The following is a 23,024-nucleotide window of genomic DNA, read 5'->3' on the forward strand; positions in this document are numbered from 1 at the left end:
CTGTTTGATTTCGGCGTTACGTCGATGGATACCACCAACCCGTATTCCATGGCAAGCGGTCTTAATTCCCTCATAAACTGGGTCAGATTCGGCCCGTCTTTTGTATGGACATTCTCATAATCGATATTGATGCCATCCAGATCATAGAGCTGAGCATAGTGAAGCATCTGCAAAATAGTAGTCATCCGATTTTCGAAGCTCGACAACGCCTCAGTGGTCAATTCGGGCTCGAAGCTGTTGCTGAACAATCCCCATACCTGCATCCCCTGCCCGTGCGCCCACTTAACGTAAGCAGGATCGGCCTTGCTTTTGACATTGCCTTTACCGTCTATCAAAGAAAACCAGGTCGGGCTGACCACGTTGACACCGGGGAGCTTTCCAATGGAGGAAGGCTTAGGCGCAACCTGATAAACTGCCTCCCAAGTCATATTAATCGCTTTGGAATGCCATTTCTCCTTCGCAGGCGATAGTACGGGCTCAAGCTCCGGAACAACTCTGTTCTCTCCCGCAACCGTATCCTTTTGTTTTACAAATCCCGTATATCCGTTATAAAGCTGGACATGATACCAATCGTCCACAGTATCCAAAATACGCAGCTTCGTTCCCGGCTTCATATCCTCCAGGATCGGAGAATGAATGCTGCCGCCTTCACGCAGTGGAACGGTAAAGTCTTTTTTTCGCGAAGATTCCCTTACGCTGGCATGTTCCAGACTTTCTCCCGGCTTCATAAGGATTACAGAGCCCGAACCCGCGTCTTCATGGATTTCCATACCATAAAGCTCTTCGAGCAGATGGGCCGGCAGATACAGGACTCCATCCTTTTCCTCCGGCGCAAACCGCAAACTCACCGGCTTATTGTTGATTTTCCCTGTCTTCTCATCCGTTTTTAGCAATACCAGTTTCTTCGGGGTCGTCAAAATCACCGTCTGACTGTCCTGCTCATAGCGAATGTTGGGGTCAACAACTGACTGTACTATCGGAAGCGGCAATTTTAGTCCGTCTCCCTGACCGATCGCCGTTCCGTCCAAAATCTCTCCCTTTATAAAAACAGGTTTATCATAAGTGCCCTTCCACTCGGGATCAATATGCTCGCGGTTCGGTAAATATTGCGAAGAAAACCAGTACGCTCCGGCAACAATAACAATCAGCGCGAGCCACCATTTGCCGCGGCCCTTGCGCCTGTGTCTAGCATGTACCTCTCTTCTACTCATCGACAGCCATACCTCTCTCCTTAAAAATAAAAACGTGAAGAATTCCCGAAGGAATCCCGCACGTTTCCCACAACCCGCAGGTCATTTAAAATTATTGATTACGGCAGGTTTCACAAACCCCGTGCAGCTCCAAACGGTGTCCATGGACCACAAAACCGGTCATTTCCTCCGCTTTACGCTCTACATCGGATAAGGAAGGATATGAGAAATCCTTGATCTTGCCGCACATCTCGCAAACGATATGATAATGATCCGATACATCGGCATCAAAACGGCTGGAATTATCGCCGTAAGTCAGCTCCCGGACCATATTCGCTTCAATCAGCATTTTGAGATTGTTATATACCGTAGCCACGCTCATATTTGGGAAACGGGGCTCCAAGGCCCGGTAAATTTCATCCGCGGTCGGGTGTCCCATCGACTCCAAGAGATACGTTAGAATGGCATGGCGCTGCGGCGTAATGCGTACACCGTTGTTTTTCAACTGATCAAGCGCATGCTGTACGCGAGTAGCCATTATGTCCACCGCCTTAAAAATACAGATTAGAATCCTTACAATTTTCATTGTACTTTTATCATATTTCTTTTGTCAACGAACGAACAACCTGTACAAGGCCGGATTATTTACAATTTGTATGAATTCAGCTTTTGGTCACAATTAGATTGCTGTTGCCGTCAACCTTGATCTGATATTCCCCGCTGCCCAGAACACCCTTAATCTCTTTATTTTCCACGATAAAAGGCAGATCGGTAACAATGTCGCCATAACCGCTGGAACCTTCAAGCTTATAATCGCCCATGTCGGGAAGCTCCAATTGCATCTCGCCCACCGCGCTGTATACGCTCCAATCCCCGCCGATTTGATCCGCGGAAATTTGAATTTTCCCGTTAAGCGATTCGGCTTGCAATGCGGCCGGCGCGCCGTCGACTTTAATATTACCGTTCTTGGTGCTCGTTTTGATGTCTCCTTGCGCATTAACCAGGGAAATATCGCCGACCATCGTGGAAAGGGAAGCATTGCCGCTGATTCCTTTGGCCTTCAGGTTGCCGCCTTGGGTATCCACATTGACGTCGCCAAAGATCCGGTATAATTCCGCATCCCCGTTTAAAGTCTTGGCGGATATGTCACCGACTACATCCCACATCCGCAGATTCCCGTTACCCGTCTGCAGCTTGATCTGTTTCAGCGCTTGCACGCCAGTCAGGGTAATTCCGCCGCTGGAAGTACTGATATCGATATCCAAGAACCGGTTTTCCGGCAACACAACGGTTAAATTGACACGAGGGTGTCGTTTGCCCGAGGCTCCATAGGTCCGATCTTTTACCGTAACGGCCAGCGCTTTGCCTACCGACGTATCAATGGAGGTCTCCTCGGCAACCGGCTCGGCCTCTTCCATCGGAATCTGGTCAACCCATACGGTAGCCCGTATAATCACGCCTTCGACCTCTGCACGTCTGACCTCGATATTACCGTTTACGCCGTCGATTTTAATCTGTTCGGTATCCAGATCGATCGGAACCTCCAGAGCGGGCTTCTCCACATGAAAACCTTCCTCGCTGCTGAAATCCGATCCGGCCGCCGCCAGATCCAGACTGACCCGATTCCACAAGTGTAAATATTGCTCCTGCTGGGTTACGGCAAAGACCGACAATCCGATGCATACCGACAGCAGCAACCCCCTTAGATCCACACGCATCCGCCGCTCAGGCCGCAATGTATGTCGTCGGTTCCAGATCAGCACAATAATATGCTCTACTCCGCCCGCCACCAGAATAATCGGCCACCACTTCGGCAACAGCCAAATCAGATCATGTCCCGAAACCCGGTCAATTAGCAGCAAGATCCCGATTGCGATAATCAATGCGGAAGCTGTAAAGCGTCCGGTCCGGATAATACGTCGACGGCTCTCCCGCCAGATCAGTATCGCTCCCGTCAGTATGAGAGCTCCCGATACGGTGTATCCAGCGGACCAATGTATAAATCCTTCGAGCCAAGGCGGCTTCTGGCGAAACAGGAAAATAACAGCCCCACCGCATATCAGCAGGATGCCGGCTAATACGCCTTTTCGTGCCCCGGTGCCCGTTTGGGTCCCGTTGGCGTCAAATGAGGGTTCCGCTTCTTCCCCGGACGCCGACCGTTTAATCTTCGCATTGATCACATCGGTAGATTGCAAGACATCATAAATGCTATAAAAATAGATTACTGGAATGAGCAGGCCTAATAAGATCAAAAAAGGAACATTAATCCCGGATCGAACCGAAGAAAAATAAATTAGCGCAGAGGCATCCAGCAGGACGAAATAAATCAAAGCCGCGCCCTTCAAAAACATTTTCAGATAGAGATGGCCCAAGCCGGGGAAAACGGCTGCCAGCAGGCAAGCTATGAACTTACGCTTTCTCCTTCTTGGCCGGAAGCCTTTGGTCCGAGCTGCGAGCTGCAGGGCCCGTCTGCCCTGCAAATTCAGGGGTGTTTTCAGTTCCGCCATCTCCCTTCTCAGACTAGTAGAGTTTTTCACCATACTAGTAGATTTTTCAATAGTATAATAATACCCCATTATTGATTACTTCGTAATGGAATGAACTGGACTCCGGCTCCATCGTACAACGAATAAACAAAAACACACCTCATCTTAACCCTAAAGGTTAATCGAGGTGTGCCCGTTCTCTATGGCCGATGATAACGAAAAACCGTGAGGCCGGCGCCCGTGGATGAGGTGACACTCTCTCCGGGTAAGAAACCGAATTTCCGGTATAGGGAGACCGCCGGTACGTTAAGCGTTCCGGCGGTAACAACGAATGACCTGATATCGGGATGGTGATCGATCACATATTTCAGAAGCGAAGCCCCTATTCCCTGCCGCAAGTGATCCGGATGGATCATCAGCCGGCTAATCTCAAGGCAGGCCGGGGAGGCTGCCGGGGTTGTGACAATCGCCCCAAGCAGTTCCCCGTCCGCAGAAACCTCGCCGTAAAAATCCTCATCTACGCTGCTGCGCAGCGAATCGAATGTCTCAGGCAAAGGCGGGTATTCCTTCAAACCGATCGCAGCCGCCTCCAAACGGTAGGCTACATGCTGCAAACTCCACAACTGTTCCACCATATCATGGTCTTGTAGTGACAATCTTTCGATCATCCCTGTTTCCCCCTTGGGAAAACTTCTCCCATTTGTTTGAGATTAGTCCTTCAACACTTCAACCAACAGCTTGTTCGCAAGTCCCGGATTGGCTTTCCCTTTGCTCTGCTTCATAACCTGGCCGACCAGGAAGCCGATCGCCTTGTCTTTGCCTGCTTTATAATCCTGAACGGAGGCCGGGTTGTTCGCTACAACTTCCTTAACGATCGCCAAAATAGCACCCTCATCGCTAATTTGGACCAATCCCTGCTCCTCGACGATCTGCTGCGGAAGCTTCCCGCTTTGCAGCATTTCCTTGAAGACGGTCTTGGCAATCTTGGAACTGATTGTACCTTTTTCAATCAAGTTGATCATTTCGCCGAGGCCTTGTCCGGACAGTTTCACTTCCGCAAGCTCCAACCCGCTGCTGTTCAGATAACCGAGGAGGTCGCCCATAATCCAGTTGGATACGGCCTTCGCATCCTTGGTATAACCGAGGCTGCTTTCGAACAAATCAGCCAGCGGCTTGGAAGACGTAATTACGCCAGCATCATAGTCAGGAAGCCCATATTCCGAGGCGTACCGGGCTTTGCGCGCATCCGGCAATTCCGGAATAGACGCTCTGATCCGGTCCTTCCAATCTTGGTCGATATGGATCTTCACCAGATCGGGATCCGGGAAATAACGATAATCATGCGCTTCTTCTTTGCCGCGCATGGAGAACGTTTTGCCTTGGGCTTCGTCCCAACGGCGCGTTTCCTGAACGACCTGCCCGCCGTCGTCCAAAATCTCCGCCTGCCGGTATTGCTCATACTCCAATCCGCGCACTACGCCGCGGAAGGAGTTCATGTTCTTCAACTCGGCCCGGATACCGAATTCCTTCTGGCCCTGAGGACGAAGACTGATGTTAGCGTCACAGCGCATCGAGCCTTCTTCCATTTTCACGTCGGAAACATCGCAATACTGCATAATGGCCCGCAGCTTCTCAAGATAGGCCCGCGCCTCTTCCGGCGAAGAAAGATCCGGCTCGGACACGATTTCAACGAGAGGTGTTCCGACCCGATTGAAATCGACAAGGGAAGCATATCCGCCGTCGACGTGTGTCAACTTGCCAGCGTCTTCCTCCAAATGCAAACGGGTAATTCCGATTCGTTTCGTCACGCCGTCGACTTCAATGTCGATATAGCCGTTCTCTCCGATGGGCTGATCAAACTGCGAGATTTGATAAGCCTTCGGCGAATCGGGATAAAAGTAGTTTTTGCGGTCGAATTTGCTGACATCGCCGATTTCGCAATTCAGCGCCATGGCCGCCTTCATGGCGTAATCTACAGCCTGACGGTTAAGCACAGGCAGTACACCCGGATGTCCAAGACAAACCGGACAGGTATGACTGTTGGGAGGAGCGCCGAATTCCGTGGAACAGCCGCAGAAGATTTTCGTCTTCGTATGCAGCTCCACATGCACTTCCAACCCGATCACTGTTTCATATTTGGATGTTGACATGTTGACCCTCCTATATATGACTCATTACAACGCCGGGCGTTGTTTGTGATGGTCCGTTTGAGCTTCAAACGCATGAGCTACACGAAGCACGCTGCTCTCGTCGAACGCCTTGCCGATGATTTGCAGGCCGACCGGAAGTCCGTCCGCGAATCCGCAAGGAACGCTGATAGCCGGAACCCCTGCCAGGCTGACCGGAATCGTCAGAATATCGTTGAGATACATCGTCAACGGATCATCAACCTGCGATCCCAATTGGAAAGCGGTCGTCGGCGCTGTAGGTCCGATAATGACGTCATATTTTTCGAATGTCTGGTCAAAATCGCGCTTAATCAGCGTACGAACCTTCTGAGCTTTTAAATAATACGCGTCATAATAACCGGAGCTAAGCGCGTACGTTCCCAGCATGATCCGGCGCTTCACTTCCGGGCCAAAGCCTTGGCTCCGTGATTCAAGATACAGGTCCAGCAGGTTGCCCGCATGGTCCGAGCGCACGCCGTAACGAACGCCGTCAAAACGCGACAAGTTAGAGGAAGCTTCCGAAGAAGCAAGCAGATAATAAGCCGCGACCGCATATTCCGTATGCGGCAAGGACACTTCTTCCCAGACAGCCCCCATGCCCTCAAGCACCTTCAGCGCTTCCATTACGGAAGCTTTCACTTGCGGATCGACGCCTTCCAGGTATTCCTTCGGCACCGCGATCCGCAGGCCTTTGATGTCCCCTGTTAAAGCTGCCAAATAATCCGGCACATCGACATTCGCAGACGTAGAGTCCTTATGATCATGGCCAGCGATGGCCTGCAGCACATAGGCGGAATCTTCGACGTTTTTCGTAATCGGTCCGATCTGATCCAACGAGGAAGCAAAGGCTACCAGACCGTAACGGGATACTAGACCGTAAGTCGGCTTCAAGCCTACGACGCCGCAATAGGAGGCCGGCTGACGGATGGAACCGCCCGTGTCGGAGCCCAGCGTAAAGTAGGCTTCTCCCGCGGCAACTGCTGCGGCCGAACCTCCGCTGGATCCGCCGGGAACGCGGTTTAAATCCCAAGGATTGCGCACCGGATGGAAACTGGAATTTTCATTGGAGCCGCCCATGGCGAATTCATCCATGTTCAGTTTGCCGATCGTCACGGCCTCCGCCTGCTTAAGCTTCGCTACCGCCGTTGCATCGTAAATGGGATCATAATTGCTTAAGAACTGGCTTGCGCACGTCGTCCGCAGCCCCTCGGTCACCATATTGTCCTTGATGCCCACCGGAAGGCCGAACAGCAAGCCGCGTGCCTCCCCTCCGGCCAGTTTATTGTCGAGTCTCGCCGCTTCCGCGCGAGCCCCTTCCTCATTCAGCGTCAAATAGGCGCCGACACGCTCATCCCGTTCCGAGATTTTGGCGAACGCCTCGCCGACTAAATCGGTGACAGACAACTCTTTCTTGCTGAGCCGATTATGTATTTCCTGCAATCGCAAATCAAACAGCGTCACAACCGCGTCCTCCTTTCAAATTGTGCAAAGTAATGATATTCCTCATTTATTCCAGTACAGCCGGCACTTTGAATTGTCCGTCCTCTTCATCCGGCGCATTCCGGAATACTTTCTCCTGCGGGAGACTCTCATGCACTACATCCTCGCGCATCACATTGCTGATATGCAGCACATGCGTCGTCGGCTCCACACCTTCCGTATCCAGCTCATTCAATTTCTCGGCATATTGTAAAATAGCGTTCAACTGCTCCGTGAACATTTCCCGCTCTTCGTCAGTCAAGTTCAACCGGGCCAGCTTGGCCACATGCTCGACGTCCTTCACCTGAATGCTCATTTTGCCCTTTCCTCCTTCGTTTCCCCTGAGGGACTTAACTTGTCCATTCTAACATGTCGATTCGGATGAATAAAATTATATTGTAGAATGGGATGGAGTTCAATCCATTAACGCGAAACAAGACGAAAGCTGCCGGATTCTACCTAGCCTCGCCCGTCTTGAAACAGCAAAAGGCCGCCGAATGAAATCGGCAGCCTTTTGCTTTGGGGTTAAGCTTAAGTTGTAGTATGTTCCGCGTCATACTCGTCGGAGAGCTTCTTCAGCGAGTTGATTTTACCATGGGGGTGCTGCTCCTGCTTGCGGGCCTTCCAAGCTGCTTCTTTTCTGCGCTTTTGCTGGCTCATTTAAGGTAGCCTCCTCTGGAATTAACGTCATGTACTACAGTTATTAGATTGTTGATTATCGTAACGATTCATTCGCAGCAGCAAAAAAAAGAACCGGCATCGCCGGCTCTTTATATCCACGCTCGCAAGTTCACCTGCTTGATGAACTCCGCCTGAGACATTACTTCCTTTGTTGGTTCCTTCTGTTCGTCCGCATCATTCTCTTCGCCATTCAACACATGCAGAAACAGCTTTTCGTTGTGCGTTGCCAGAGCGTAATCGATGAGTGCCTCCTGAGTGGTCCGCTCCGCTTCATACTCCAGGAGCAATTCCTCGGATTCCACATCGCTCGAAGGGACGTAATAATTACGTCCTGTCTTCGGAGCACGGATCACGTAATCAAACGCATTATCCGGATTACGGTCGTAAGCAATAACGTACCCATATTCCCCAACAGGAAGATTCTGCTCAAAGGCATCTCCGACGATTACGACTCTTTCTCCCAATTGCAGCATCGTCTACCTCCCTGATTAATTCAATAAGTTATTTTACTATCCTACTAAAAAAATCAGAGATGGGCAACATCAGGTTGATAGAGTTATTCCACCTTTATCCGCTTTACATCTTCCCCCATGGATGACAGTAAAGTTTCCATCGTGGCCCCTGCCCTAAATTTCACGGTAAGCGTAAGGACGATCTCCTCTTCCTGGCGGTCCGCCTCAAAGACAAGCACGGAAACACGATGCTCTTCCAAACGTTTCAGAATGCGGTCGATGGCGCCTTGCTCCCTTTCCAGTACGATGACGATCTGTTCGGTTTTAGGGGAGGTCAGCCAGCTGATTCGGCCATGCAAAACGATCTGCCCCAGAAAAATCAGCAGCGTAACCCCGATGCCTATAAAATACAACCCGGCTCCGATGGCCATCCCGATCCCTGCCGTTGCCCAGATGCCCGCAGCCGTGGTCAGGCCTTTGATCGTCTGCTTTTGCATAAATATCATGCCCGCACCAAGAAAGCTGACCCCGCTAACCACCCCGGCCGCGATTCGCGACGGATCCAGAGACAGGTTGTCCCAGCCGATCTGATCCTGAAAGCCGTATTTGGAAATGATGATCATCAACGCGGCGCCAACCGCAACGACATAGTGGGTTCTTACGCCCGCTTCCTTCATCCTGTTCTTTCGTTCCAAACCGATAATCACGCCGCATACGCCCGCAATCAGGATTCTCAATAACAGTTCATATTCCATTTCCAAGCCCCCGATCAATCAAGAATAGCGATATTACTATCTTAACAAAACCGGGGAAAGGAATGAAATCAAGCGTTCAATCCGAAACGCCCTGCCGACGTAGACTCCAGGAAGATGCAGAGATAAACAAAACAGATAACAGCAGCGTAACCGCAACCGGTACGACAGAGTTCTCCGTGGCCTGCGGCTCGGCCAGATGTCCGGCGGCTACCGTCAATAAATGCGCAGGACTCCAAGCCAGCCAAGTTGGAACGAGACCATGTGCCACCGACAGAAGCCCTATCACCAGCAGAGACACTACCGCAGCCGCACTGCCTCGAAGCAGCGTGCTGCATAGAAGCGTGAGCGATACAGCGAATGAAAACCAGATCACGTACAGCCCGCCCGCCGCCAAAGCCTCCCGCCAAGGCACGGTCCCCTGTAACAGCGAAGTATAATACCAGGCCGATCCGTAGCTGAGAACAAATGAAATCACGACCAGACTGAAATACCCCGCCCATTTGGCGATAATAAACTGGGCTGATTTGACCGGACGAACCAAAACCAATGCCGCCGTTCCTCCGTAAAGTTCACCCGCCACCAAGTTCATCCCGGCTATGACGATCAACAATAACCCGATCAGGCTGTATTGACTGAGTACTTGAATCATCACTTCAGACGGTCCCGGAACAGGAAAACTGTCCACCAGTTCGGCGGGAATCTGTCCTGACATCTGAAGCAGCTCGGGCAGATAATAAGAGCTCAACGGTTGCGTCACTCCCAGTAGCACAAAGACGACCGGAATCCACAAGAGCTTGTAATTGCGCAGCATTTCCAACATTTCCTTGCGGTATATCAGTAAGGTTACCTTCATGAGCTGACCACCTTCATAAACATTTCTTCCAGGGAAGTCGCTCCCGCTTCGAAGCGAAGCAGCGGCATGACCTGATTTCCGGCTTCCTGGAGAATGACTTCCCGTGCGGTTCCCATATCCGAAACGGTAAGTAAAGCCGTGTCTCCCCGCAGCTCCAGTTCATTGACAAAGCTCCTCTGCCGAAATGATTGCAGCCAGGCGAGCGCTCGTCCTTCCGGATCTCTCTCCACTTGAATTGTCAGCAATGGCTGCCGGTACTTGGATGACAGCTCGCTAATATTCCCCTGCTCAACGATTTCCCCGTTCCTGAGCATAATGATCCGGTCGCAAACCTCCTCGGCGTCATGTAACACATGGGTCGATAACAGGATCGTCGTCTCTTGCCGGAGCTGCTGCAGCAAATCCATCACTTCACGCCGGCCCAACGGATCAAGGGCGGATACCGGTTCATCCAACAGCAACAGCCGGGGACGGTGCACCAAGGCCTGAGCCAAACCAAGCCTCTGCTTCATTCCCCCGGAATAGCCTGAAATACGCCGCCTTGCCGCGTCTTTAAGCCCGACCTTTTCCAGAATCATGTCCGCTTCAGCCGAGGCCTGCTTTCCGTTCATTCCACTCAGCCCCGCTGCATAAACCACATACTCTTTACCCGTCATCCAGCCGTAAAAAGAAGGATGCTGCGGCAAATAACCGATTTGATTGCGCGAAGCGATCTCCGAAGTTCCCTTTCCGTCGATCGCTACACTCCCCGAAGTAGGGGACAGCAGCCCCGCTAGCATACGAAGCGTCGTCGTTTTGCCCGCTCCGTTCGGGCCGAGCAATGCGGTACAGCCGCCTTCCTCCAGTTCAAATGAGATCCCCTTCACTGCCGTGCGGGAACCGAATTTCTTGATTAATTGAGTAACACTTAGTCTGCTCATCCCCGTTCCCTCCGGCCTACAGCAAAGTAGACAATGCTTCCGATGATATTTCCAAAGAGAATGATGATAACCCAGACCCATTTAGGACCTCTCACCGACTCGGGTTCCGCTTTGGCCAAGGAGATTAAGCCGATCAACGCAAGAATCAACTGTAAAATAACGACGGGTAAAATGAGACCCCATTGAATTTGAATATCCATTCTTTTTCCTCATTTCTTATGCAAAGTGCGATTCATATCCTCAAACCGGCGGCTTGCCGCCTTTTTTCGTTCTGCGGTACTCCGGTAACACCACGACGAGCAAATATACCAGCAAAGGAGTTGGGATATTGAACAAACCCCAGATCCCCCAAAACCATGCCGACACGCCTTTTCCACGCTTACGGGCGTTTCGGAACAACCACATCCCTTGCGCAAGCACCAGCATAGCCAACAAAATCCATATCCCCAAAGGCAGTTGTTCAGCTTTCATACCGTCTTCCCTTCCGCGAATAAACGGTTACCGCAATTACGCCGGCGGCCACGGCCAACCCCAGTCCTTGAATAATCGCATAGACATAGGGGTAACTGTATACAAACAAGCATCCGCCTATCACGGTCAGTGCAATCAGCAAGAAGAGAAAGTCTTCTCTTTTTCTCGCCCGCTTCTTTTCCATCCATACCCCTTGAATTCTTTGTTCCCATGCTGCGGGCGGAAGATCCATGCTCGGCGGAACCAACTTGTCCATCCGGCTCCATTCTCCGGATAACTCCTGAATAAGCCGCTCTTCGAACTCGTCGTCGATTTCGTTACTTTTCATGCCGTCCGGCCTCCTTCCTTAATTCGGTCAATCCGGTGGATACCCGGGATTTAGCGGTACCGGCAGGTATGCCTAATAGAGTCCCGATTTCATCATAGGTGTATCCGTAATAATGCTTGAGCAAGATAGCGATCCGTTGATCGGCCGGTAAACGGGACATGAGATCCAGCAGATCGGTCCAATCTTCTTGCTGATTCTCATAATTCCAGCGCAGTCTTCTGGCGCCCTCCTCCTGTTTCATCCAGCTGTTTTCCCGTTTTTTTCGACGGGTCTTGTCGATAAACAGGCGGGTAGCGATCGTAATCAGCCAAGAGGAGAATGAAGATGATCCATCGTAGCGTTCTATGTTTTCCATGCACCGAATCATCGTATCCTGAGCCAGGTCCTCCGCCATCTTCGGGTCCATCGATATTTTGACCAAATATTTAAATACAAAAGAATAATGCTCATGAATCAGCGATGCGAGGGCTGCGGAATCTCCTCTTTGAGCTTGTTGAATCAGCGCCCTTTCCCTTTCCTGTGACATTTCACACCCCTTTTGCTTCCGTTAAACATATGTAATACGACTGAGACTAGGAAATCGTTCAGAGCAAAATAAAAATAATAAAAAAAGACCGCCCTGATCGGCGATCTCCTTCATTCTATTGACTTCGACATAAAAAAGAACGCAAACCGGGATGATTCCGCAGCTTGCGTGCTTCGCAAAGGTTACAAATATTTAATGACTTGATTTTAGCAAAGTGAAGCGTTGTTGTCCAGCATTTTTGCACTTTTTGTGCAAAAATTTGTTGTAAAAGCACTTTATACGTCAGGATAGCGTCAGGACACGTAAGGATTGTTCGCTTTTTCGTAGCCGATGGTAGTTTTAGGCCCGTGGCCCGGATACACTTTCGTATCATCTGGAAACCGGAAAAGTGTTCCTCTGATCGAATTATACAGGTCCACCTCACGGCCGCCGGGAAGATCGGTACGCCCGACGCCCATTTTGAACAGGCAATCACCCGAGAACAGGTCGTTGCCGCACAGAAAACTCACGCCGCCCGGCGAATGGCCCGGCGTATGATAGACCGTGAATTCATAACCAATCAGGGAGAGCTTCTGTCCCTGAGCCAAATCGAATTCGGCGGGATCCGTGACGACCGGTCCTGTTACGTCAGGCCACATTAGTGAGCCGTTCAATTTCGGCGTCGTCAGCCACTCGCTTTCCAACGGATGAAGATAGACGGGACAGCCCTTCAGCTTGCGGATTTCATCCACGCTTCCGATATGATCGAAGTGGGCATGGGTCAGCAAAATCGCTTCGATCTCCAGTCCCTCAATCTTACGAAGCAGCGGTCCCGGATTCGACCCCGGATCTATAATCACAGCACGGTTCTCATCTTCCCCCCGCAGCAGGTAAGCATTGGTCTGAAGCGGTCCAAGGGAGAAACTCTCTATCTTTAGCATGGCGTCCTACATTCCGGAGATCAGTGTGCGAAGTTCGGTAACTACCGATTTCTTTACCCCGGCTCCTTCCTCATATTTTTCAGCCATCCGTTTCCGGACGATTCCGATTTTTTCTTCGTAATCCGAGGCTTCACGATCCGGATTGGCTTGTTTGAATTCAACCATCAATGCCTGTACATGCGCAGGACGCGGACCCCATTGACCCAGCACATGCCCGCCCGTATCCGCGAAAATGATGATCGGAACGGAACGGCCGCCCATCGTCAAAAAGTGATCCATCAGATCCTGATGATCTTCCAGAATCAGCACTTCCGTCTTTAAGCCCGATACTTCAAGCGCCCGAAAAACGACCGGCACGCTGCGCACGACATCGCCGCACCAATCGGCGGCCAGAATCAGAACGCGAATATCATCGCGGAAATTCAAGCTTTCGAAAAATTCGCGGTCCTCATCGCTAACCCAAGCAAAGTTCTCATATCCTTGCGAGAAAGCCTCCTTGTTCCGCTCCATCCCCTCCATAAATTGACGGGGAGTTATTCCTTTACCGAATTTGTAAGCTACATTTACGCTCATTTAGGCATCTCCTTTCTTTCTGGAAGAACCAAACCATTTCACCAGCACGTACACAATCAACAAGGCCAGGGCGACAAGAAGAATCGGCATAATATACGGGCCTGCCTTTTCATCGATATGCTCCCAGTTCTCGCCGAGCAGCATGCCCAAGTATACGAAAAGTATGGACCAGGGAATGACCGCTAACGTGGTCAACATCAGGAATTTACCCACCGGCATTTTGGCCATCCCTGCGGGTATGGAGATCGCATGTCTGGCAACCGGGATGAACCGGGCCGTAAAAATTACGCCGGGGCCGTATTTCAGGAACCATGCCTCGGAAACATCGATATGCTTTTTTTGAATCAAAATATATTTGCCGAACCGCTCCAATATAGGCCGTCCGCCATATCTTCCGATCCAGTAAATAAACAGCTGGGCAATCACCCCGCCGACGACGCCGAAGAATACGGCGCCCACAAAATTGATGTGACCCCCATGAACGAGATATCCTCCGTAAGCAAGCACGATCTCACTTGGAATGACCTCGATCATAAGGCCGAGCATAATGCCGAAATACCCCAATTGCTGAATCCACTCGAATAATGTTGCAACTACACTAGAAATCCACTCCACCGCGAAGTCCTCTCTCCCTAAACGTATTAAGCATATTAAGCACGTTCAAAAACCTCTATTCTCCAGTCTATTCTATCATAGCCGGGGACATGCATTCTACTTTGGATAGAGTGACTGGTGTCCCGCCTTGCGGCCTCAGCATATGTTGGGAGAAAGGAGGCAGTCACATGAATAACAAGCCCGGAAAGCACGCTTCTCCGCTCCCTACGCCGCGTAAAATCCGCCGCGGATGCAGCAAAGAGCTGTATCGGACAGTTAAGCGGCTCGGTGTGTACATCCCCGAGGAACGGATCCGAGAAGGAGAAGAGCTCTATTACAAAAAAGTGATCGGCAATCTTATGTGGATTGCTGAACACACCAGCAACCGAAAGGTGCTCGCCGACTGGTGGGATGAAGCGGTCTGCCCCGAGCTGGCCGATCTATGGCAGGTTGACCGCGAAACGCTCTCCCGCGCTTTCCGAAGCGCATTCGGCGGATAAAAGATAGCGGAAGTACTGAGGGTACAATCAGGGAACAGACGGCTGGGCCGCCCGGCGATGATCGGTTAGTCCATACCAAGCGGGTTGCCGATGAAGCGATGGCCGAATTCAAGCTTCGATGCCGGGCAGGTCTATACCGCTTCTAAATCAAACCTCTTAAAAGCGATCCGAAAGGCTCTCCGCTGGCTCTGGAAAATATGAACTTGGAACGCCCCCACGCGCCTCCAGCAATATCCCCAGGGAAACCGCCTCACGGGTTAGGCGGAAATCACGGTCATCGCGGCCCTCCCTAGCTCGTTCGGCCAGCAGGACATAGCTGCGGTAAGCCTTTATGCCTTCGGCTGCGGCCTGGCGGGACTGTTCCGTCCTGCCGTCCGCGTCCAGCCTGTCAACCAGCAGGCTGATTCCCCGCAGCGCAGCCGTCTGCACGGCACGGCTGTACCGGTCCAGTTCCGCGGCCCGGCGGAGATGAGCCAGAGCCGCGGGGTCGCCCTGCTTCGCGAGGGCCAAACCGAGCGCAAGCTCCAAGCCGGGATGGCCTCGTTCATAGGCCATCCCGCGGCGAAGCACTTCGGCCGCCTCGGCCGGAGGCAAGGCGGCAGCCAGGGCCAGGCGGGCTTGCGCCCGCGCAGGAGCCAAGGCGACAGCCCGCTCCAGCAGCCGGACTGCCTCGGCCGGACGGGTGGCTTCGGAGGCTGACGCAGCCAGGCGCTGCATGCGCAGGCTTTCCGCTTGACGCAGTCCGCTGATGCCGCCGGCCAGCAGAACCAGCGCTAGGAAGGCCATCATCACCGCACGGAGGCGGGCCTTGGCGGCATGCGAACGAACAAGAGAGGGGACGAGGACAAGCCCTGGACGATTGGATCGGAATAGCTTGGAATCACGCGAAGGCCGCTCCGGCGAACTGTTCGTCCTCCATGCCGCCAGCCATAAGATCAGCAGCCAAAAGAACCCGTAGCTCATATCAAAATCAATGGCGCTGTGCAGCAATAGCACACAAAGGGCCGGCAGGAGGCGCCGGTCCGACCGGTATACAGCGTCGGCGATGACGCCCAGCCAGCAGAGCATAACCGCAAGGCCGACAGTGCCCAGATCCAGCGCGAAATCGAGGTAGCCGCTGTGCACTTCGCTGCCCACGTAAGGGCGGCTCTGGATGCTGCGGAACATCGTCCGCCAGACATCCCCTCCTTGCCCGAACCAGGGGGCTTCGCGCAGCATCCGCAGGGCGTCGGCGTACAGCTCGCCGCGCGCGAACAGCGTGGCGGCGCGGGTGAGCCGCCACGGCAGGCCGCCGGCAGCCGCCAGCACGGCGCCGGCCGCAAGCGCCGCGGCGCCCAGCAGCGCTGCCGCCGCGTGGCGCCGGAGCCGCCGGTGCCGTGGCATGGCGCGGCGGTGGCCCGCGCGCTGCCCGCGGGCACGCCCCGGCGTCGCGGCGCGTGCCGCCAGCCCGGACAGCGCGATCGCGGCCGCCAGTACGGCGGCCAGCGACAGCAGTCCGGGCAGCGCCGGCGGCGCCAGCTGCGCGGCGGCGAGCTGGGCGGCGAGCAGCGCGCCCGCTCCGGCGGCCACGCCGGACTGCAGCGCATAGCGCAGCCGTTCACGGCCGCGCAGCAGCAGGCAGCCCGCCGCCCAACCGGCGGCTGCTGCGGCTAGCGCGCCGCGCGATTCCGACAGCAGCAGGCAAAGGGCGAAGACCGGCCCCAGAACGCCGGTCCAGTAACCCCGCCAGCCTGCTGCCCGTGTAAAGGCCGCGCTGGGCAAGCGGCCCAAGGCGGTCAGCCGCTCCAGCATCGCGGCAGCCATGACAGCACCGAACGTGTTCGGGTACTGTAATAGACCGCCCAGCCTGGCCCCCGCCGCCGCCAGTTCGCGATCTTCCGTGCGCAGGATCGCGCCAGGTAGCGGCAGCCCCCCGTAGACGGCGGCCAGCGCGGTAACGGCAAGTCCGCCGGTAAGGAGCAGCCAGCCTCGCTCCATAAAACGCCCGCTCCCCGTTCGAATGCCTAAGCTCCTTAGCGCGATTCCAAAGCAACCAAAGAACAGCCAGCATAGAACCGACATCATTGTCGCCTGATAAGACACCGGATCATTCAACAATCGGACAGAGTAAAGCAAAGCGATCACAAAAGGACCGGATACCAGCCCTAATTCCCAGATTGAATTCCTTTCCCTCGTTGGAAATGGTAATGGAGATGGCAAAGGCGACGATAATGGCAGCGACTCCTTGTATCCGAGCGTTCCGGAGATCCTATATCCTGTTGCTGCCCCTGCCGCTATTGCTCCTGCTATAAGCCAAAGTGAAACCAGTAGAAGTATGTGGATGGAATCAACAAAGAGCATTCCGCCGGTAGCGCAAACAACGATAGACGTAATCAAAATAGCCGCAGGCAGCGATATCGTTCCGAGCTTTGAAAAGATTACTCCCCGCATTTACTCCACTCCGTTCACAGCGCTTTTTTTTAATTCTCATCCAGCCCGTTATTCGTTCTCCCCTGACGGGCAAATCCGCTAACGTTAAAACTTATTAATTCTATAACCAAAAAAGGCCAACACTCAAAGTGTTGACCTGATTCATTGGACGCAAACCGCAAACCGATCCCGGAAAAGACTTCTCATCTTCTCCCATCGTCTTGACCGGGATGAGACATATTCTTTTTTACAGCTGGCCCGTCCGGTCTGCTTCAGACGCTGCAGGAGTCGCAGTCGCTATCTCAGCTACTGGAAGCAAATCCTTGCAGGCTTTTTCCAGATAAGGCTCAGCTTTCAGAAAATCCCGGAATTCCGTATATTCGCGCCATAACCGGTCCGTATCGGTAGTTTTGGCTTTTACCGCACGGATTAAAATATTTTTTGGGGTATGTTCCATGTCTATAAATTCAAGCAATTGTGTTTTGTAGCCCATAATATCGAGCAGCTTCGCCCGAATGGCATCCGTCGCCAACGCGGAAAAGCGCTCCTTAAGAATTCCGTGCGACAAAAGCGGATCCAGCACCGGGCTATTAATCTGTCCGAACAATTCGTGCTGGCAGCACGGTACGGACAAGATGACGGAAGCTCCCCAACGGACGGCCTTCTCCAACGCGGCATCGGTCGCCGTATCGCACGCGTGCAGCGTCACGACCATATCGACCTGGTTCAGTTCGTCATAATCCGCGATGTCTCCGACAAGGAACCGTAAATTTTGATAATTCAGGTCTTTCGCCAGCATTCCGCAGTGTTCGATAACATCCGCCTTCAGGTCGAGTCCGACCACTTTCAACTCTTTTCGCAGTTCTACTGACAAATAATGATACAACGCGAACGTCAAATAGGACTTACCGCAGCCGAAATCCACGATGGTAAGAGGCCGTCCCTCCGGCAAATGAGGAAGCACATCCTGAACCATCTCGAGAAATCGATTAATCTGCCTGAACTTGTCGTATTTTTTTGCCAGTACTTTGCCCTCGGAATTCATAATGCCCAGCTCGATCAAAAAAGGAACAGGCTTGCCCTCTTGCAAAATGTACTGCTTAGCCCGGTTATGCGTGAGGACGCCCGGCTTTTTGGTCGGCGATTTCGTTAAAATCGACACTTTATATTTCTTGCTGATCAGAACTTGATAATCCGCTTCGGCGGTGCATATCAACCCCTGTCGGAATGTCTCTTCGAACAGCTTCATCAACCCGTCTTCCAGCGAATCAGCCGGGATGTTCTCATGAACAACCTTGTTGCTGGAATGGTTGGCAAACTGGTAGTGCAGCGCCCCCTTCAGCAAGACCGGCTTAATGACGGTTTTAGTGTATCCGTCCTCTCCCGCTTTCCGGCGCTGACTTAATGTAGCGGAGATCAGTCCGCCTTGTTCCGATATTTGGTGAATGAGATTACGTAATCCTTCCATAATTCTGTCCGCTCGCTTTCATGTCGAATATAAAAAGGCAGCGGCTTCTTTCCTGTTAGAAACCTGCACGCCAAGTCCTTAGTGCATCTTAATTCTCTTCGTGAGCCGCCGCCATCCAGGACTGCAGCCCCTCCCGAACTTCTTGCTCGGGCAATCCGCCCTGTTCCAGTCTTTCCCGGTCAATTAACAGCAAACGCTCATAAAAAGCGATACCTTCTTCTTTAGTCGCGACTCCATCCTGAAACAAGCGGTAGAGAGCATTTTCCGCCTGATCATATCTTCCTTCGCTTTCTTCATAAGAGAGCAGCAACCGCTCCGTATCCGGAGGAAGCCGGTAGCCTTGAAGCCGGGTCAGCAATTCGCGGACTTCCCCGTCCAAATTCCATAGGGTACGGTCTGTCCCATATTGTCCCGCTGCTAAATATAAATGCAATGCCTTCATCAGGCGGAAAATGGATTCATCCGATTGTCCCGTTTGACTATAGATCTCTCCCTCTTCCTTCACCAGGCGGGCCAGGCTTTGCAATTTATCCGCCTCCACGGTCCCTCCGGTTCGCAGCAGCTCCACTATATCCTTTGCTCCAAGGGATCCTATAAGACGCGAATTCAGCCGGAATTGCTTTTTATAAAGCTCATCAAGCTCCCACAAAGCTTCGATCCATTTCTTCTGCTGCTTCAGATCAAATACTTTGCCGATGATCTCGGTCATTTCTTCAATCATGCGGACTAAATAATCTTTTCTCAGCATCCGGCCCCACCCTTCCTTAAGAGGTAGTTCAAAAAGTCATCTTTTGATCACGAAGCATTTCAAGTCGTTAAATCGACGTCGAATCTTGCGTTCATCCTCGAAGTCCGGTACTCATGTAGGTTTTGCCTACACTCCGTTCCTCCTTCTTCGGGTTCTCGCAACCTTCTCGGTGCTGAAAAGTCGACTTTTTAAACTTTCAATTTATGAGGTTGTTCAAGAGGTTGTACTGTAATGGATCATCAGAATCAAATTGTAAGCCATTTTTATCTCAATTTCCAGCAAAGGCGGTTCCGCAGCAAGCCAACTCCACTTTGAATTCCTGCTATTAACATTAAGAAAAACGTCTAACGGCGTCCTTTTACCTATTTGGGATCAACCATAAGGGCTTACGGACATAAGAGGCCTTAACTAGCTGTTTTTTGCAGCCTAAGCATTCTAAAGGACACAGGAGACCTTATTCACGCGAATATGTCCATTTTCTTCGAATTTCCGCACGAATAAGGGCTCTGGTGTCCTTTAGGATAGTAAATCCCCGTTTTTGGGAAGTTTAACGGCTCTCATGTCCGCTAGGATAGGAAGCAACTTTACTTTACACCAGAAATCGAAACGCGAGACTATGCCGCCATCGGCCAATACAGCCAATACAGCCAGTGCATCCACTGTAGCCAATGTAGCCACTGTAGCCACTGTAGCCACTGTAGCCAGCGTAGTCTACTCAGTCGGCTAAGTCTGCTCAATCAGCTCAGACAGCTCAGTAAATGCAAAAAACCGGAGTTCTATGAACTCCGGCAGCTCTTTACTTGATGTGAAACTTAGGATGGTGCGGATTCGGAAATCCCGTGCAAAAAGTCGCTGATCACGGATGACAGTTGGTCAGGAGCTTCATACATGCTCATGTGACCGGCACCCTTGATAACGGCCTTGGTTACGGAATCCCCTTCGGTCGTGAATGCCCGCTGCAGCGGAATGACCGAATCATTCTCTCCAGCGACCAACAGCACCGGCAGGACGGTTGCCGACAGGACATCCCTGCGGTCAATCCGTTCACGCATGGCCATCGCCGCTCCCGACGCTCCTTGCGGCGGCGTTTTGTAACCGATCTCCTTGACCCGGTTCACTTCGGAAGACAAGGTATCACGCAAATCCGGCGCGAACAAGCCGGGAACCAGCCCATCAACGAATGCGGTAATTCCTTCACTCGCGATGGTCGCAATCGCTTGAAGCCGTTTCTCCTTCGCTTCTTCACTATCCGGGTATGCGGTGGAATGGATCAGACCGAATCCATTTAGACGTTCACTGTATCGTTGAAGCAAAGATAATGCGACATAACCACCCATCGAATGACCAAGCAGGGTGTAGCGCTCGATACCGAGCGTTTCCAATAACCGGGCCACATCGTCAGCCATCTGCTCGATGGTGTAAGATCCCATAGGGGCATCCGATGAACCGTGCCCCCGGAGATCCGGTGCAATGATTCTGCAAGAGGAAGCCAGAAGAGGCATAACCCGCTCCCAGTATGCGGAACTTCCGCAGAAACCATGGAGCAGCACGACCGTTTCTCCTTGTCCCTGTTCTTCATAAGCCATTGTGAATCCGTCAATCGTAACTTTCTCCATAAGCTTCCCTCTTTCCTTCAATGATAAGATGGACTGATCCATTTCAATAGTACCTCTTATCTGTTCTGATTCTATTTATTTAAGCCAAATTACTGCCCTCTGAAACCTTGAACGATAGAATCCGCCAAAACGCCCGCCATCTCCATGACTTGATGAAGCGAAGTCATTTGCAGGGTCCAATACGGCTTGGGACCGTTTACGTTTACGACCGCTGCCACGCTATAATGGCCTACCGCCGGTAAGACGGTGCCGACCGATTGGGCGGGAATGAGCGGAAGTCCGGATACCAGGTAATTTCCGACGGAGGAAGCGGACCCCAGACAGGCATCGATCGCCACGATGATATGTTCCTCCGGAATGACCGACATGCGCATTTCCAGATTAGCCGCGTCGCAAGGAAATTTCAGAGTTCCGATTACGCTCGTAAATCCCTTCTCTTCGAGACGGGTGCCGACGAGCGGGCCGAGGGCGTCCCCGGTGGAGCGATCCGTGCCTATGCATAGAAAGGTAATTTCCTGGCCCGGATGCCTGGTCCTGATTCCGCGAAAAAAACCGGCAAGCTCGTTGCCGGCCACTTTTTTCCTTTTAAAACCTTCAACCGATAAAACGCTGCTTTCATCCACCGACAACCGTCCCCCTCTCTGTTCCAAGGTACCCTGATTGTACCGCAAACCGCCCCGTCACCGCAAAACATAGTGTGCGTTCTCCGCCCCTAACATGGTACAATGTCCGGGACACGTAATGAGAAAGGATGAGCACAATGGACTTAACGCAAAAGAACCAGGAAAACGTGGAATATATGATTGAAGCCATTAAAACGAAGCTGAAAATGGCGACCGGAGCCGCCATGAACGCTTCTGCCTTTCATGTAGACCAATATGACGATATTCTGGATATATACGAGCTTGTCACAAGCAAAGAACGTCTCAGCATCTCTGAAGTCGAAGCCCTGGCCCAAGAGCTTGGAAAGCTGCGCAATAAATAAGGAACGGAAGTCCGTCAAGGTAAATCGATAATCATGACCTCAGACGGCTCTTCTCCTGTTTTACGGAAGCTCAGGGCCTCTTCGCGCTGAATTCGGGCCGCATCACCTGGCCCCAGGGTAAACCGCTGTTTTCCGCAACTAAACTCGACATGTCCTGAGATCACGAACAGATGCTGCCTGCGATTCCGGGTCGGAACGGAGATTTCCCTGTCGTCCTGTAGGACTGGGATATATACTTCTACGTCCTGATGGATCTTTAAGGGGCCATTGCCACCCCTCCCGGTCACGACCGGCTCCATGCTTCCCATCCGCGACTCACGGGGAATCAGCAGGTCCTCTCTGGTCGGAGGCAAGCTTCTGCGTTCGGGAAGGAACCACAATTGAAGGTAACGGACCGGCTCCAACTCCGAGGAGTTATACTCTTCATGACTAATTCCGGTCCCCGCACTCAGCACCTGAAAGCTGCCCTCTTTTAAAATCCGGGCTTGGCCTGAATCATCGCCATGACCCAATTCACCCGATATTACATAGGTTAAAATCTCCAGATCATGGTGCGGATGGGCATTCATTTTCTTACCGGGCGCCAATGTATGATCATTCAATACCAGCAGACAGCCGAAATGGGCATTGCCGGGATCGTCATAATCGGCAAAGGAAAAGCTGAACTCGCTTTGGACAGGACCTTGTTTCACTGTATGGCGCTCTTCCGATGTAACCACCTTAATCATCCTAATCCTCCTCGCTCTCTATAAAAACCTTCATGGATTTGCTATTTTTTACCCTCTTCCCAAATTCATTAATCAATTCAATACGACCCACTATTTGTTTCACGCCTAGCAGTATCGTTTAATTACGAAGTAAGAAAAGCAAGCTTCAAGGCAGCTTTTAATTGGTTTAACAAT

31 protein-coding genes (1 of these 31 running past the window's edge) are annotated in these 23,024 nt (G+C 52.1%); 5 read left to right on the top strand and 26 right to left on the bottom strand.

All coding sequences use genetic code 11. From position 1 onward, the window contains the following. The 19 genes from NYE70_RS12940 to NYE70_RS13030 all read right to left on the bottom strand — a co-directional run. Nucleotides 1-1,211, bottom strand: partial view of a glycosyl hydrolase family 18 protein gene (locus NYE70_RS12940; protein ID WP_341046254.1) — the 5' portion only. Its footprint begins 514 nt before the window's first position; the window shows 1,211 of its 1,725 coding nt (coding positions 1-1,211); it begins with the start codon at nucleotides 1,209-1,211; its stop codon lies beyond the left edge, outside the window. Nucleotides 1,212-1,302: 91 nt separating this feature from the next. Next, nucleotides 1,303-1,728 carry a Fur family transcriptional regulator gene (locus tag NYE70_RS12945; RefSeq protein ID WP_211026121.1) on the bottom strand — a complete coding sequence of 142 codons (426 nt, stop codon included), beginning with the start codon at nucleotides 1,726-1,728 and terminating at the stop codon, nucleotides 1,303-1,305. Between the two features lie 124 nt (nucleotides 1,729-1,852). Continuing rightward, the gene (locus NYE70_RS12950; RefSeq protein ID WP_341046256.1) at nucleotides 1,853-3,697 is read right to left on the bottom strand and encodes a DUF4097 family beta strand repeat-containing protein; all 1,845 of its coding nucleotides are present in this window, start codon (nucleotides 3,695-3,697) and stop codon (nucleotides 1,853-1,855) included. A gap of 179 nt (nucleotides 3,698-3,876) precedes the next feature. Next, nucleotides 3,877-4,344 (bottom strand): GNAT family N-acetyltransferase, encoded by a 468-nt coding sequence (locus NYE70_RS12955; protein ID WP_290406636.1) that lies wholly within the window; start codon nucleotides 4,342-4,344, stop codon nucleotides 3,877-3,879. A gap of 42 nt (nucleotides 4,345-4,386) precedes the next feature. After that, the gene (gene gatB, locus NYE70_RS12960; RefSeq protein WP_211026115.1) at nucleotides 4,387-5,826 is read right to left on the bottom strand and encodes an Asp-tRNA(Asn)/Glu-tRNA(Gln) amidotransferase subunit GatB; all 1,440 of its coding nucleotides are present in this window, start codon (nucleotides 5,824-5,826) and stop codon (nucleotides 4,387-4,389) included. A 24-nt stretch (nucleotides 5,827-5,850) separates the two neighbouring features. Next, a complete protein-coding gene (gatA, locus tag NYE70_RS12965) occupies nucleotides 5,851-7,305 on the bottom strand; it encodes an Asp-tRNA(Asn)/Glu-tRNA(Gln) amidotransferase subunit GatA (RefSeq protein ID WP_213655861.1) in 1,455 nt (484 codons plus the stop codon). A gap of 46 nt (nucleotides 7,306-7,351) precedes the next feature. After that, the gene (gene gatC, locus NYE70_RS12970) at nucleotides 7,352-7,639 is read right to left on the bottom strand and encodes an Asp-tRNA(Asn)/Glu-tRNA(Gln) amidotransferase subunit GatC (RefSeq protein ID WP_211026111.1); all 288 of its coding nucleotides are present in this window, start codon (nucleotides 7,637-7,639) and stop codon (nucleotides 7,352-7,354) included. A gap of 215 nt (nucleotides 7,640-7,854) precedes the next feature. Next, complete coding sequence (locus NYE70_RS12975) at nucleotides 7,855-7,983, bottom strand: DUF6254 family protein (protein ID WP_244861613.1); 129 nt, start codon at nucleotides 7,981-7,983, stop codon at nucleotides 7,855-7,857. A 110-nt stretch (nucleotides 7,984-8,093) separates the two neighbouring features. Then, a complete protein-coding gene (locus NYE70_RS12980; RefSeq protein WP_211026109.1) occupies nucleotides 8,094-8,477 on the bottom strand; it encodes an ATPase in 384 nt (127 codons plus the stop codon). Between the two features lie 83 nt (nucleotides 8,478-8,560). Beyond that, the gene (locus tag NYE70_RS12985) at nucleotides 8,561-9,211 is read right to left on the bottom strand and encodes an MgtC/SapB family protein (protein WP_341046258.1); all 651 of its coding nucleotides are present in this window, start codon (nucleotides 9,209-9,211) and stop codon (nucleotides 8,561-8,563) included. Between the two features lie 76 nt (nucleotides 9,212-9,287). After that, complete coding sequence (locus tag NYE70_RS12990; protein ID WP_211026105.1) at nucleotides 9,288-10,064, bottom strand: ABC transporter permease; 777 nt, start codon at nucleotides 10,062-10,064, stop codon at nucleotides 9,288-9,290. Next, entirely contained in the window at nucleotides 10,061-10,984 is a 924-nt protein-coding gene (locus tag NYE70_RS12995) for an ABC transporter ATP-binding protein (protein ID WP_341046259.1), read from the bottom strand. The genes NYE70_RS12990 and NYE70_RS12995 overlap by 4 nt, the downstream gene beginning before the upstream one ends. Further along, on the bottom strand, nucleotides 10,981-11,184 hold the full coding sequence (locus NYE70_RS13000; protein ID WP_247682072.1) for a PLDc N-terminal domain-containing protein: 204 nt from the start codon (nucleotides 11,182-11,184) through the stop codon (nucleotides 10,981-10,983). The genes NYE70_RS12995 and NYE70_RS13000 overlap by 4 nt, the downstream gene beginning before the upstream one ends. 40 nt (nucleotides 11,185-11,224) lie before the next feature. Next, on the bottom strand, nucleotides 11,225-11,455 hold the full coding sequence (locus tag NYE70_RS13005; RefSeq protein ID WP_211026101.1) for a hypothetical protein: 231 nt from the start codon (nucleotides 11,453-11,455) through the stop codon (nucleotides 11,225-11,227). Next, nucleotides 11,445-11,783, bottom strand: a complete 339-nt coding sequence (locus NYE70_RS13010) for a YxlC family protein (RefSeq protein WP_341046260.1) — start codon at nucleotides 11,781-11,783, stop codon at nucleotides 11,445-11,447. The genes NYE70_RS13005 and NYE70_RS13010 overlap by 11 nt, the downstream gene beginning before the upstream one ends. After that, complete coding sequence (sigY, locus tag NYE70_RS13015) at nucleotides 11,773-12,309, bottom strand: RNA polymerase sigma factor SigY (RefSeq protein WP_341046261.1); 537 nt, start codon at nucleotides 12,307-12,309, stop codon at nucleotides 11,773-11,775. Before sigY ends, NYE70_RS13010 begins: the two co-directional genes overlap by 11 nt. A 293-nt stretch (nucleotides 12,310-12,602) precedes the next feature. Beyond that, nucleotides 12,603-13,229: an MBL fold metallo-hydrolase gene (locus tag NYE70_RS13020; protein WP_341046263.1), complete on the bottom strand. Its 627-nt coding sequence runs from the start codon at nucleotides 13,227-13,229 to the stop codon at nucleotides 12,603-12,605. A 6-nt stretch (nucleotides 13,230-13,235) separates the two neighbouring features. Then, complete coding sequence (locus NYE70_RS13025) at nucleotides 13,236-13,802, bottom strand: thioredoxin family protein (RefSeq protein WP_341046264.1); 567 nt, start codon at nucleotides 13,800-13,802, stop codon at nucleotides 13,236-13,238. Next, nucleotides 13,803-14,417 (bottom strand): DedA family protein, encoded by a 615-nt coding sequence (locus NYE70_RS13030; RefSeq protein ID WP_211026090.1) that lies wholly within the window; start codon nucleotides 14,415-14,417, stop codon nucleotides 13,803-13,805. Between the two features lie 167 nt (nucleotides 14,418-14,584). Here NYE70_RS13030 and NYE70_RS13035 point away from each other — a divergent pair, with 167 nt between their 5' ends. Continuing rightward, nucleotides 14,585-14,896, top strand: coding sequence for a dehydrogenase (locus tag NYE70_RS13035; protein ID WP_341046265.1), 312 nt, complete (start codon nucleotides 14,585-14,587; stop codon nucleotides 14,894-14,896). A 156-nt stretch (nucleotides 14,897-15,052) separates the two neighbouring features. Here the strand turns inward: NYE70_RS13035 and NYE70_RS13040 are convergent, their stop codons facing one another. Next, entirely contained in the window at nucleotides 15,053-15,859 is an 807-nt protein-coding gene (locus NYE70_RS13040) for a hypothetical protein (protein ID WP_341046266.1), read from the bottom strand. 225 nt (nucleotides 15,860-16,084) lie between these two features. Between NYE70_RS13040 and NYE70_RS13045 the strand changes: the two genes are divergently transcribed. Further along, nucleotides 16,085-16,549, top strand: a complete 465-nt coding sequence (locus tag NYE70_RS13045; RefSeq protein WP_341046267.1) for a hypothetical protein — start codon at nucleotides 16,085-16,087, stop codon at nucleotides 16,547-16,549. Here the strand turns inward: NYE70_RS13045 and NYE70_RS13050 are convergent. Continuing rightward, nucleotides 16,494-16,946, bottom strand: a complete 453-nt coding sequence (locus tag NYE70_RS13050; RefSeq protein WP_341046269.1) for a hypothetical protein — start codon at nucleotides 16,944-16,946, stop codon at nucleotides 16,494-16,496. The genes NYE70_RS13045 and NYE70_RS13050 overlap by 56 nt on opposite strands. A 270-nt stretch (nucleotides 16,947-17,216) precedes the next feature. On the opposite strand from NYE70_RS13050, the gene NYE70_RS13055 reads away from it, so the two are divergent. Next, the gene (locus NYE70_RS13055) at nucleotides 17,217-17,408 is read left to right on the top strand and encodes a hypothetical protein (protein ID WP_341046270.1); all 192 of its coding nucleotides are present in this window, start codon (nucleotides 17,217-17,219) and stop codon (nucleotides 17,406-17,408) included. Between the two features lie 144 nt (nucleotides 17,409-17,552). On the opposite strand, the gene NYE70_RS13060 is transcribed toward NYE70_RS13055, so the two are convergent. Both NYE70_RS13060 and NYE70_RS13065 read right to left on the bottom strand, forming a co-directional pair. Then, on the bottom strand, nucleotides 17,553-18,773 hold the full coding sequence (locus NYE70_RS13060; protein WP_341046272.1) for a class I SAM-dependent methyltransferase: 1,221 nt from the start codon (nucleotides 18,771-18,773) through the stop codon (nucleotides 17,553-17,555). Nucleotides 18,774-18,861: 88 nt separating this feature from the next. Next, nucleotides 18,862-19,521: a DUF6483 family protein gene (locus NYE70_RS13065; RefSeq protein ID WP_341046273.1), complete on the bottom strand. Its 660-nt coding sequence runs from the start codon at nucleotides 19,519-19,521 to the stop codon at nucleotides 18,862-18,864. Between the two features lie 559 nt (nucleotides 19,522-20,080). Between NYE70_RS13065 and NYE70_RS13070 the strand changes: the two genes are divergently transcribed. Then, the gene (locus NYE70_RS13070) at nucleotides 20,081-20,248 is read left to right on the top strand and encodes a hypothetical protein (RefSeq protein ID WP_341046274.1); all 168 of its coding nucleotides are present in this window, start codon (nucleotides 20,081-20,083) and stop codon (nucleotides 20,246-20,248) included. Between the two features lie 85 nt (nucleotides 20,249-20,333). On the opposite strand, the gene NYE70_RS13075 is transcribed toward NYE70_RS13070, so the two are convergent. Together NYE70_RS13075 and yyaC are read right to left on the bottom strand one after the other, a co-directional pair. Continuing rightward, complete coding sequence (locus NYE70_RS13075) at nucleotides 20,334-21,137, bottom strand: alpha/beta fold hydrolase (protein ID WP_341046275.1); 804 nt, start codon at nucleotides 21,135-21,137, stop codon at nucleotides 20,334-20,336. A gap of 89 nt (nucleotides 21,138-21,226) precedes the next feature. Beyond that, on the bottom strand, nucleotides 21,227-21,766 hold the full coding sequence (gene yyaC / locus NYE70_RS13080; RefSeq protein ID WP_373316837.1) for a spore protease YyaC: 540 nt from the start codon (nucleotides 21,764-21,766) through the stop codon (nucleotides 21,227-21,229). Nucleotides 21,767-21,897: 131 nt separating this feature from the next. On the opposite strand from yyaC, the gene NYE70_RS13085 reads away from it, so the two are divergent. Then, nucleotides 21,898-22,122: a DUF1128 domain-containing protein gene (locus NYE70_RS13085; protein ID WP_213655848.1), complete on the top strand. Its 225-nt coding sequence runs from the start codon at nucleotides 21,898-21,900 to the stop codon at nucleotides 22,120-22,122. A 14-nt stretch (nucleotides 22,123-22,136) separates the two neighbouring features. Here NYE70_RS13085 and NYE70_RS13090 read toward each other — a convergent pair whose 3' ends face one another. Further along, on the bottom strand, nucleotides 22,137-22,850 hold the full coding sequence (locus tag NYE70_RS13090) for a pirin family protein (protein WP_341046277.1): 714 nt from the start codon (nucleotides 22,848-22,850) through the stop codon (nucleotides 22,137-22,139). Between the last annotated feature and the right edge of the window lie 174 nt (nucleotides 22,851-23,024).

It is taken from the genome of Paenibacillus sp. FSL R5-0407, assembly GCF_038009185.1.
GTDB classification, from domain to species: domain Bacteria; phylum Bacillota; class Bacilli; order Paenibacillales; family Paenibacillaceae; genus Fontibacillus; species Fontibacillus vini.